The following is an 8,964-nucleotide window of genomic DNA, read 5'->3' on the forward strand; positions in this document are numbered from 1 at the left end:
ATCGGCAGTGCCCGCGTGCGGGCGCAGATGGCCGAGCACGCACAGCGGCTGGAGCTGTTTTTCTCGCTCGCCGACGAATGCCGCGATTATCTGTTCGTCATCGACATGAGCAATGGCAAGGTGGTCGAAGCCAATGCCGAGGTTCGTCGCATCACGTCTTCGGAGCGTAGCGAGGTTCATGCCGGAAGGCTGAGCGCCGAACGCCTGTTTGCCGCGGGTCCGACGGGATGGAACCGCCTTCGGGCCTCCATCGAGTACTACGGTCAGGCCACCGTCGAGCTGGAGGTCTTCAACGGCCCCGGGCGGCGGATGCCCATCGAGATTCGCGCCCGCCGCGTCGCCTATGGGCCGCGTCAATACATGATTTGCGTGGGACGCGAGGTGTCCCGCGAACGGGGGCTGGAGCGTGAGGTCATCCGCCTGCGCTCACCCGATGAGGAAACCGGCCTGCCATCGCAGGAGGCCTTGCAGGTCGAACTGGATCGCAGCTGGAACTGGGCGATGAACGACGACACAGCGCTGGTGCTGATCATTCTGGCCCTGGAGCGCCCCCCGGGGCAGGAGGCCGTCGAAAATCCGCACGTGCTGAAGCAGGTTGGGCAGGCGTTGCTGGGCAATGTCCGTCGCTCCAACGAATTTGTCGGTCGGATTGGAGGCGAGCGTTTCGCGGTGATCGCCACCGGAGGCGACGAGGTCGCGGCCCGGACACTGGCCGATCGCCTGCGCATGCAGGTGCGGACCGCCAGCATTACCGATCCGTCCTCGCCACTGGGACACAGCACGGTCAGCGCGGGCATCGCGATCGGTCGGCCCAGCGATCTGGGCAGTGTGTCGGAATTCATCGATCTGGCGGAAAAGGCGCTGCGGCTGGCGCAGTCCGAGGACACGCCGACCGGACTTCATCTGATCGCGGTCTAAATCAGCCATCGCGGCACGGAGCTGTTCAGACGCGCAATTCGCGCCAGTCGCCCCGCTGCCAAAGCCACACGAACAGCCCCGTCTGCAGACCGCGCCACACGAACATCGCCAGCCAGATGGCGACCAGTCCGTAGTGCAGCACCGGCCCGAGCACGTAGACGACGGGCAGAAACAGCAGCCATTGCAGGCCCACGGCGACGAACATCACGCTGCGGCTGGCGCCGACACCCAGCAGCGCCTGCATCAGGATGATGCCGGCACCGTCGATGATCAGCCCCACGCCGAACAGTTGTAGCGGGATTTTGCCCAGTTCGACCAGCGACGCCTCGTCCAGGAACGTGCCCAGCAGCACTCGCGGAATAAACAGCATCGGCAGGCCGATGGCGGCGAGCCAGAGGCAGCCCAGGCGCACGACATCCCAGGCCCAGCGATGGGCGTCGTCCGATTCGCTGCGGCCCAGCGCCTGCCCCGCCAGCGTGCCGGCGGCCAGGCCGAAGCCAATGGCGGGCAGGATCGCGACCAGCATCACGTTGATCAGCACGGTGGACACGGCGAGTTCCGGTGTTCCCACCTGTCCGATCATCCAGAACAGCACCGAGAATCCGGCGGCGAACAGCGCCTGCTGCAGCGAGTTCGGCAGGGCCAGCCGGATCAGGCGGCCGAAGTCGCCGGGACGTCCGCGCGCATGGAGAAAGCCGCGATCCTGCGCATGTCGCCGCGCGACGGTGGCGTAGATGGCGGTCCCGATCCAGACGGCGATGCTGGTGCCCAGTCCCGCGCCGAGCACGCCCATTTCCGGCAGTCCCAGCTTGCCGAAGATCAGGCAATAGCTGATCGGCACATTGAGCAGGTGCGTGGTCACCAGCGTGCGCAGATAAATCTTCGTGTGGCCGACCCCGCTCCAGAAACCGCGGAAGCAGAAGTTCGCCCCGATCGCGATCACGCCGAGCAGGCGTCCTTGCCAGTAGACCGACCCCTCCGCGGTCACGGCGGGGTCCTCCAGCAGCGCGTCGACGATCCATGGCGCCAGCCACCACAGCCCCACCGAAAGCGGCAGTCCGGCGGCAACGGCCATGATCAGCCCGTTGTTCAGCGGCACCGCGGATTCGCCGTGGCGGCCCTCGCCCACGCGTCGGGCCGACGTGGCCTGCACACCGGCGGCCAGGCCGGTGATGGCACCCACCGCCATGAAGTTCAGGAATCCCGCCAGGCCCACGCCGGCCAGGGCTGGCGCGCCCAGGCGACCGACCATGGCGATGTCGATCAGGTTGAGAATGTTCTGAGAGGTCATCCCGCCGATGATCGGCCACGCCAGTCGCAGGATGGTCCGGCGACGGTCTATGGGCATCTGGGCCAGAGCCTTCTTAACGAAAGGTTCACGTTTCCGGGGAGATCATCGAAGGCCATCGGCGTACGGTCTATCATTGGATGTACGCGATCGCCATCTTCAGGGAGTCATGATGAATCGTAACGCAGGTCTGCTTGCGGCCGTGGCCGCGGCTGCATTGTTCACGGGGTGTGCGACCGGTCCGTTTGCCACGACCGCGGAGGATGATGGTCAGGTCGCCGCGCTGGAGCGTGAACTGGCCGCCGAGCGCGCGGCCAACCGATCGCTGGCCGCGGAACTGGATCAGGCCCGGCAGGGGGAGCCGGCTCCGGTGCAGCCGGTAACGGTCACACGGGACTCCGACCTGGAGCGCGAGCTGGCGACGCAGCGGGCGCGCAACCAGGCGCTGGCCCAGGAGCTGGAGGCGCAGCGGCGCGTGCAGGCTCAGCAGGCCGAGACCGCGCGCCGGTTCGCGGAACAATCGCCCCCGGCCGCACCGCCCAGCTCGCCGGTGGGCAGCGAAATGCTGCCGCCGAATCCCAAGCCGGGCGAGTGCTATGCCCGCGTCGTGACGCCGCCGAAATACGAGCAGCGCGAAGAGCGGGTGATGGTCAAGCCGGCCAGCGAGCAGGTCGAGGTGATTCCGGCCCGCTACGAGTGGGCCGAGCAGCGCGTGCTGGTCAAGGAAGCCGGCGAGGAGATCGTCGAGGTCTCGCCGCCGGTCTACCGGACGGTGGAGGAGCGCGTGCTGGTGAAGCCCGCCAGCGAAAAGGTCGATACCGTGCAGGCGGAGTACAAGACCGTGACCGAGCGGCAGCTGGTGCGACCGGCCTACACGACCTGGAAGAAGGGTCGCGGGCCGATCGAGAAGCTGGATGAGTCGACCGGGGAGATTCTCTGCCTGGTCGAGGTGCCGGCCGAGTACAAGAACGTGGAGAAGCGGGTGCTGGTGACGCCTGCGTCGACGCGCAAGATCACGATTCCGGCTGAATACACCACCGTGCGCAAGAAGGTGCTGGAGCGTCCGGCGGAGGTCAGGAAGGTGACCACACCGGCCGAGTACGAGACCGTCCGGGTGCGGCGCCTGGTCGAGCCCGCGCGGGAGGTTCGCAAGACCATCCCGGCCGAGTACGACACCGTCTCCACGTCGGTCAAGGTCACCGACTCGAAGATCGCCTGGCGTTCGATTCTCTGCGAGACCAACACCACGCCGGACGTGGTGCGCAAGCTGCAACGCGCGCTGGATGATCGCGGCTACAACCCCGGCCCGATCGACGGCCGGATCGGTCAGCAGACCATGGCGGCCGTCGTGCGCTTCCAGCGCGATAACGGGCTGTCGTCGGGTGGTCTGACCATGGAAACGATCCGGCGCCTGGGCGTGCTGTAGGCGACTGATCGTGATGGTGAAAAAGCCGGGCATTCGCCCGGCTTTTTCATGCGTGGAGCATCACGCGCCCCGGTCGGAATGGCCCAGGTCGCGCGTCGGGTCGATCCGGTCACGGACCAGTTGCTTCAGTTCCTTGGAATCCGGAAAGCGGTGGTGATCGGCGCGATCGAATAATGGTTGCTCGTCCAACAGCACGCGGAACACTCCACCGGTGGACGGGCGCAGCGCGACTTCGGCCAGATCGTCGGCGAAGGTGAACAGCAGTTCCTGGGCCAGCCAGCTCGCGCGCAGCACAAAGCGGCATTGCGTGCAGTATTCGATGGCGATTCGGGGTTTGTCGGACATGGTCGTCTCGGTCTCACCGGAGGCGACATCAGTTTAGGACCAGTTGCGGCTATATCCGTGTGCAATTTGGGCCGCGGCATTCGATTCGCGGTCGAATTCAGGCAAACTCGCGCGCCCCAGTCAGAGCAGGATCCCAGGCATGACCGCAACATCGTTCCCGCGCGAGGAAATCCGGATTCTTTTGCTGGAGGGGGTCGCGGAGTCCGCGGTGAACACGCTGCGCGATGCCGGCTACACGCAGATCGACTATCGCGATGGCTCCTTGCCGTCCGACGAACTGAAAGCCGCGATCGCGGACGCGCATGTCGTCGGCATCCGCTCCCGCACGCAGCTGACCGAGGAGGTCTTCTCCCAAGCGCGTCGGCTGATGGCGGTGGGATGCTTTTGCATCGGGACCAACCAGGTGGATCTGGAAGCCGCGGAGCGCCGCGGGATACCGGTCTTCAACGCGCCTTACTCCAACACGCGCAGCGTCGCCGAGCTGGTACTGGCCGAGGCCATCCTGCTGATGCGCGGGATTCCGGCGAAGAACATGGCCTGCCACCGCGGCGGCTGGATGAAGTCCGCCAGCGGCAGCTACGAGGTGCGCGGCAAGACGCTGGGCATCGTCGGTTACGGCCACATCGGCACCCAGGTTGGCGTGCTCGCCGAGGCGCTGGGCATGCAGGTGCTGTTTCACGATGTCGAGCCCAAGCTGGCGCTGGGCAATGCCCGTCCCGCATCCGGGTTGAATGATCTGCTGTCACGCTCAGATGTCGTGACCCTGCACGTTCCGGACACGCCGGCCACGCGGATGATGATCGGCGAGGCGGAACTGCGCGCGATGCGCAAGGGTTCGATGCTGATCAACGCGTCGCGCGGCACGGTCGTCGAGATCGAGCCCCTGGCCCAGGCGCTGAAGGACGGCCATCTCGCCGGTGCCGCGGTGGACGTGTTCCCCAAGGAGCCGAAGACCAACAAGGATCGCTTCGAGTCCCCGCTGGTTGGCATCGACAACGTGCTGCTCACGCCTCACATCGGCGGCAGCACCCAGGAAGCGCAGGTCAACATCGGCGGCGAGGTCGCGAGCAAGCTGATCCGCTATTCCGACAATGGCTCGACGCTGTCCGCCGTGAACTTCCCGGAAGTGCAGTTGCCCGAGCACGCCGGCAGCCGCCGCCTGCTGCACATTCACGAAAATCGTCCGGGCATGCTGTCGGCCGTCAACGAGGTCTTTTCCGGCAGCCGCGTGAACGTGGATGCGCAGTTCCTGCAGACGCGTGGGGCGATCGGTTACGTGGTCATCGACATTGATGCCGATGCCCAGGGCGCCAACGCCATGCGCCAGCAGCTGGCCGCGTTACCGGGCACGCTGCGCACGCGTCTGCTTTACTAATGCGATCTGAACGACGACAGGAGTTAGCCTCGATGAAATCACTGACGCACCGGGTCGCGTCGCTGGGAGTGGTTGCGCTGCTGCTTGGCGCACCGGCCCAGGCCGTGGATCGCAGTCCAGCACCGGAGGGTGCCGGTGTCTACATCATTTCGCCCGCGGACGGCGAAATCGTGGGCACGACCGTCACCATCAAGTTCGGGCTCAGCGGCATGGGCGTGGCACCGGCCGGCGTGGACAAGAACCACACCGGTCACCACCATCTGCTGATCGATCTCGAGGAGCTGCCGTCACTGGATCGACCGCTGCCGGCGACCGATCAGGTGCGGCATTTCGGCGGTGGACAGACCGAGGTCACGGTCACCCTGGAGCCGGGCGAGCACCGGCTGCAACTGCTGCTGGGCGACTACCGGCACATTCCTCATGAGCCGCCCGTGTTGTCCGCTCCCATCACGGTGACGGTGGAATAGTCGGACTCCGGTCGCCGAGGTGTCTCGGCGACCGGGTTCGTGCCTGACGCAGATGCCCGGTCACGGCGTTCAGCCGTGGCCGGGCGTCGCGGTTACAGGCGTTCGACGGCCACCGCGGTCGCTTCACCCCCGCCGATGCACAGCGAGGCAATGCCACGTTTGGCGCCTTGCTTCTCCATCGCGTTGAGCAGCGTGACCATGATGCGGGCGCCGGAGGCGCCGATCGGGTGCCCCAGCGCGCAGGCGCCGCCATGCACGTTGAGCTTGTCATGCGGGATGCCGATGTCCTTCATCGCCGCCATCGCGACCACGGCGAAGGCCTCGTTGATCTCCCACAAATCCACCTCGTCGGCCGTCCAGCCGAGCTGATCCAGCAGCTTGCGGATGGCGAATACCGGCGCGATGGTGAACTCCGCCGGGACCCGCGCATGCGAGGCGTGGCCGAGAATCCGTGCCACCGGCGTGATGCCCAGTGCTCCCGCCTGCGACTCGCGCGTCACCAGCATGGAGGCCGCGCCGTCGGAGATGGAGCTGGCCGTGGCCGCTGAAATCGTGCCGTCCTTGCGGAAGGCCGGGCGCAGCGACGGGATCTTCGCCGGATCGGACTTGAACGGTTGCTCGTCCTGCTGGACCGTGACATCGCCCTTGCGACCCTTGATGGTTGCCGCGATCACCTCCGACTCGAAGCTACCGTTCTCGTTCGCCAGCTTGGCGCGGCGCAGCGACTCGATGGCGAAGTTGTCCTGGTCCTCGCGGGTGAAGCCGTATTTCTCCACCGTGCGCTCGGCGAACTCGCCCATCGGCGTGCGCTTCTCGTAAGCGTCCTCCAGACCGTCCAGCGCCATGTGATCGAGCAGTTCGGCATGGCCGAAGCGGTAGCCCATGCGGCCCTTGGGAATCAGGTACGGCGCATTGGTCATCGATTCCATGCCACCGACCACGGCGGCGTTGATGGAACCGGCCTTGAGCAGGTCATGGCCGAGCATCACCGCCTTCATGCCGGAGCCGCACATCTTGTTGATGGTCAGGCAGCTCGCGCTGGTCGGCAGGCCGCCACCCAGCGCGGCCTGGCGGGCCGGTGCCTGGCCCTGGCCGGCGCCCAGCACGTTGCCCATGATCACCTCGTCCACGGCGTCCGGCGCGATGCCGGAGGCCGCGAGGGTCTGGCCGATGCTCAGGGCACCCAGTTCGGAGGCGGTCATGGCCGCCAGGCTGCCCATCATGCCGCCCATGGGCGTGCGGATGGCGCCGCTGATCACAATCGGATCGTCACTCATTGCTTGTCCTCGAAGTGCATGTTCGCTCGTGAAAGTCCGGTCGCGGCGCGCCTACTTGGGCGGCAGGCGGACGGCGCCGTCCAGGCGAATGGTCTCGCCATTGAGCATGGTGTTGGTCAGGATGTAACAGGCCAGCGAGGCGAATTCCTCGGCCTTGCCCAGCCGTGGCGGGAACGGCGTGATCTGGCCCAGCGCCTCGCGTGCCGCTTCGGGCAGCGCGGACATCATCGGGGTCTCGAACAGGCCGGGCGCGATGGTCAGTACCCGAATGCCCGCCCGGGCGAACTCGCGTGCCAGCGGCAGCGTCATGCCGACCACGCCGGATTTCGATGCGGCATAGGCGACCTGGCCGATCTGGCCGTCGTAGGCAGCAACGGAGGCGGTGTTGACGATCACCCCACGTTCGCCGGCGGCGTTCGGTTCCTGCTGCTGCATGGCGGCCGCCGCCAGACGGATCATGTTGAAGGTGCCGATCAGGTTGATCTGGATGCAGCGGGTGAACGAGGCGAGGTCGTGCGGCCCGTCCCGTCCCACCGCCTTGCTCGCGACGACGATGCCCGCGCAGTTCACGAGGCCGTCGATGCGACCGCCCAGTTCCACCGCGGCGTCGACCGCGGCCTTGGCGGCCACCTCGTCGGTCACGTCGGTGGCGACGAACCGCGCCGATGCGCCGAGTTCCTCGGCCAGGGTCTGGCCGGCGTCCCGGTTGACGTCGGCGATGACGACACGGCCGCCGGCCGCAACAATGGCGCGAGCGGTCGCGCCACCCAGTCCGGACCCACCGCCGGTGACCAGGACGGTACTGTCTTTCAACTCCATCTGCGCTGCACTTCCGTGATTGTCAGGGGGGCGAAAGCCTACCGCATCCCCGCTTCACGCAGAGAACTCGGGCAGGCGCTCGCGCAGTTCGTCCCACAGCGCCTCGTAGGCGAGCGCGGCGGGGTGTCGCGGGGCAAAACTGCCGACAGGGGCACGTTCCTGCCCCATTCTTTCGATCACCGACGCATAGGGGATGGCGGTTCCGAGTCTCCGCTTCAGGCGCTTGGGTGCGTCCACGAGCAAGTCGTTGTGCAGCCGCCGACGCCGATCCACCATTGAAAAAAATGGATGCAGCCGGCGCGGCTTGTGGCCCAGCGCCTTGTATTCCTGATGAACCAGTTCGAACGCCCGCAGCGACAGGTGACTGGGGACGATCGGGACGGCCACGGCATCGGCGGCGGTGAAGATGTTGGCCGCCAGGTGCGACAGACTGGGCGGGCAGTCCAGCACCACCAGCGTGAACATCTCCCGGAACGGGGCCAGCAGGCGCTTGAGCGCGTCCTGCCCCTGGACCTTGCGCAGCAGGATGTCCAGGTAGCGCAGCGAAAAATCCGCCGGCATCAGCGACAGGTTCTCGAAGCGTGTGGGGCGCACCAGACGACCGACCGCCAGCTTGCCCTTGATCAGCTTGTCGGCGTCAACGGACTCGGCCGCCTCGGCTTCCAGATACCAGGAGCCGGCGCCTTGCGGGTCCAGGTCCCAGAACAGCGTCGGGTAGCCGTCACGGGCGGCCAGATAGGCCAGGTTCACCGCCGCGGCGGTTTTTCCGACGCCACCCTTGAGGTGGTAGAGGGCCAGCGTTTGCATGGCGCGCATTCTACCCGGGGTCGCCTATCGGGTTGGCGGCGATTCTTCCGGCGCGGAGTCGGCGATCTGCTCCATGGCTTCCTCGACCACCTCGATCAGCCGGGTGACGGCCTCGCCGAAGAAGATCGACAGCACCAGTCCACCGATCGGGAGTGTCCACAGCAGGCGTGGCTCGTTGGCGCCACGGTCTTCCGCCAGAACGGTGGCCGACAGATAGAAATAGCAGCCCGCCATGATCAGTG

The 8,964-nt window shown here is 66.6% G+C and carries 10 protein-coding genes; 4 read left to right on the forward strand and 6 right to left on the reverse strand.

Features of this window, described 5'->3' with window-relative positions; translation table 11 throughout:
• Positions 1 to 918 (forward strand): GGDEF domain-containing protein (locus tag ABNS06_RS01430; RefSeq protein WP_348672178.1); only part of this gene is annotated, 918 nt, incomplete at its 5' end.
• Positions 919 to 943: 25 nt separating this feature from the next.
• Here the strand turns inward: ABNS06_RS01430 and ABNS06_RS01435 are convergent.
• Entirely contained in the window at positions 944 to 2,266 is a 1,323-nt protein-coding gene (locus ABNS06_RS01435; RefSeq protein ID WP_348672179.1) for an MATE family efflux transporter, read from the reverse strand.
• Between the two features lie 112 nt (positions 2,267 to 2,378).
• Here ABNS06_RS01435 and ABNS06_RS01440 point away from each other — a divergent pair, with 112 nt between their 5' ends.
• A complete protein-coding gene (locus tag ABNS06_RS01440; RefSeq protein WP_348672180.1) occupies positions 2,379 to 3,632 on the forward strand; it encodes a peptidoglycan-binding protein in 1,254 nt (417 codons plus the stop codon).
• A gap of 60 nt (positions 3,633 to 3,692) precedes the next feature.
• Here the strand turns inward: ABNS06_RS01440 and ABNS06_RS01445 are convergent, their stop codons facing one another.
• Complete coding sequence (locus tag ABNS06_RS01445; RefSeq protein ID WP_348672181.1) at positions 3,693 to 3,977, reverse strand: SelT/SelW/SelH family protein; 285 nt, start codon at positions 3,975 to 3,977, stop codon at positions 3,693 to 3,695.
• Positions 3,978 to 4,116: 139 nt separating this feature from the next.
• Here ABNS06_RS01445 and serA point away from each other — a divergent pair, with 139 nt between their 5' ends.
• Together serA and ABNS06_RS01455 are read left to right on the forward strand one after the other, a co-directional pair.
• A complete protein-coding gene (serA, locus tag ABNS06_RS01450; RefSeq protein WP_348672182.1) occupies positions 4,117 to 5,352 on the forward strand; it encodes a phosphoglycerate dehydrogenase in 1,236 nt (411 codons plus the stop codon).
• A 32-nt stretch (positions 5,353 to 5,384) separates the two neighbouring features.
• Positions 5,385 to 5,819 carry a DUF4399 domain-containing protein gene (locus tag ABNS06_RS01455; protein ID WP_348672183.1) on the forward strand — a complete coding sequence of 145 codons (435 nt, stop codon included), beginning with the start codon at positions 5,385 to 5,387 and terminating at the stop codon, positions 5,817 to 5,819.
• Between the two features lie 92 nt (positions 5,820 to 5,911).
• Here the strand turns inward: ABNS06_RS01455 and ABNS06_RS01460 are convergent, their stop codons facing one another.
• The 4 genes from ABNS06_RS01460 to ABNS06_RS01475 all read right to left on the reverse strand — a co-directional run.
• Positions 5,912 to 7,096: an acetyl-CoA C-acyltransferase gene (locus tag ABNS06_RS01460; protein ID WP_348672184.1), complete on the reverse strand. Its 1,185-nt coding sequence runs from the start codon at positions 7,094 to 7,096 to the stop codon at positions 5,912 to 5,914.
• Between the two features lie 51 nt (positions 7,097 to 7,147).
• A complete protein-coding gene (locus ABNS06_RS01465; protein WP_348672185.1) occupies positions 7,148 to 7,915 on the reverse strand; it encodes an SDR family NAD(P)-dependent oxidoreductase in 768 nt (255 codons plus the stop codon).
• A gap of 54 nt (positions 7,916 to 7,969) precedes the next feature.
• Positions 7,970 to 8,722, reverse strand: a complete 753-nt coding sequence (locus ABNS06_RS01470; RefSeq protein ID WP_348672186.1) for a ParA family protein — start codon at positions 8,720 to 8,722, stop codon at positions 7,970 to 7,972.
• A 24-nt stretch (positions 8,723 to 8,746) separates the two neighbouring features.
• On the reverse strand, positions 8,747 to 8,964 hold a 218-nt coding region (locus ABNS06_RS01475; protein WP_348672187.1), incomplete at its 5' end, for a hypothetical protein.

This window comes from uncultured Abyssibacter sp., from assembly GCF_964000955.1.
Classification (GTDB): Bacteria; Pseudomonadota; Gammaproteobacteria; order Nevskiales; family OUC007; genus Abyssibacter.

Excerpts from the sequence above, each read along its gene's own strand:
- ABNS06_RS01470 (WP_348672186.1), bottom strand. The coding sequence starts at position 8,722 with ATGCAAACGCTGGCCCTCTACCACCTCAAGGGTGGCGTCGGAAAAACC.
- ABNS06_RS01445 (WP_348672181.1), bottom strand. The coding sequence starts at position 3,977 with ATGTCCGACAAACCCCGAATCGCCATCGAATACTGCACGCAATGCCGC.
- ABNS06_RS01465 (WP_348672185.1), bottom strand. The coding sequence starts at position 7,915 with ATGGAGTTGAAAGACAGTACCGTCCTGGTCACCGGCGGTGGGTCCGGA.
- ABNS06_RS01435 (WP_348672179.1), bottom strand. The coding sequence starts at position 2,266 with ATGCCCATAGACCGTCGCCGGACCATCCTGCGACTGGCGTGGCCGATC.
- ABNS06_RS01460 (WP_348672184.1), bottom strand. The coding sequence starts at position 7,096 with ATGAGTGACGATCCGATTGTGATCAGCGGCGCCATCCGCACGCCCATG.
- ABNS06_RS01440 (WP_348672180.1), top strand. The coding sequence starts at position 2,379 with ATGAATCGTAACGCAGGTCTGCTTGCGGCCGTGGCCGCGGCTGCATTG.
- ABNS06_RS01455 (WP_348672183.1), top strand. The coding sequence starts at position 5,385 with ATGAAATCACTGACGCACCGGGTCGCGTCGCTGGGAGTGGTTGCGCTG.
- serA (WP_348672182.1), top strand. The coding sequence starts at position 4,117 with ATGACCGCAACATCGTTCCCGCGCGAGGAAATCCGGATTCTTTTGCTG.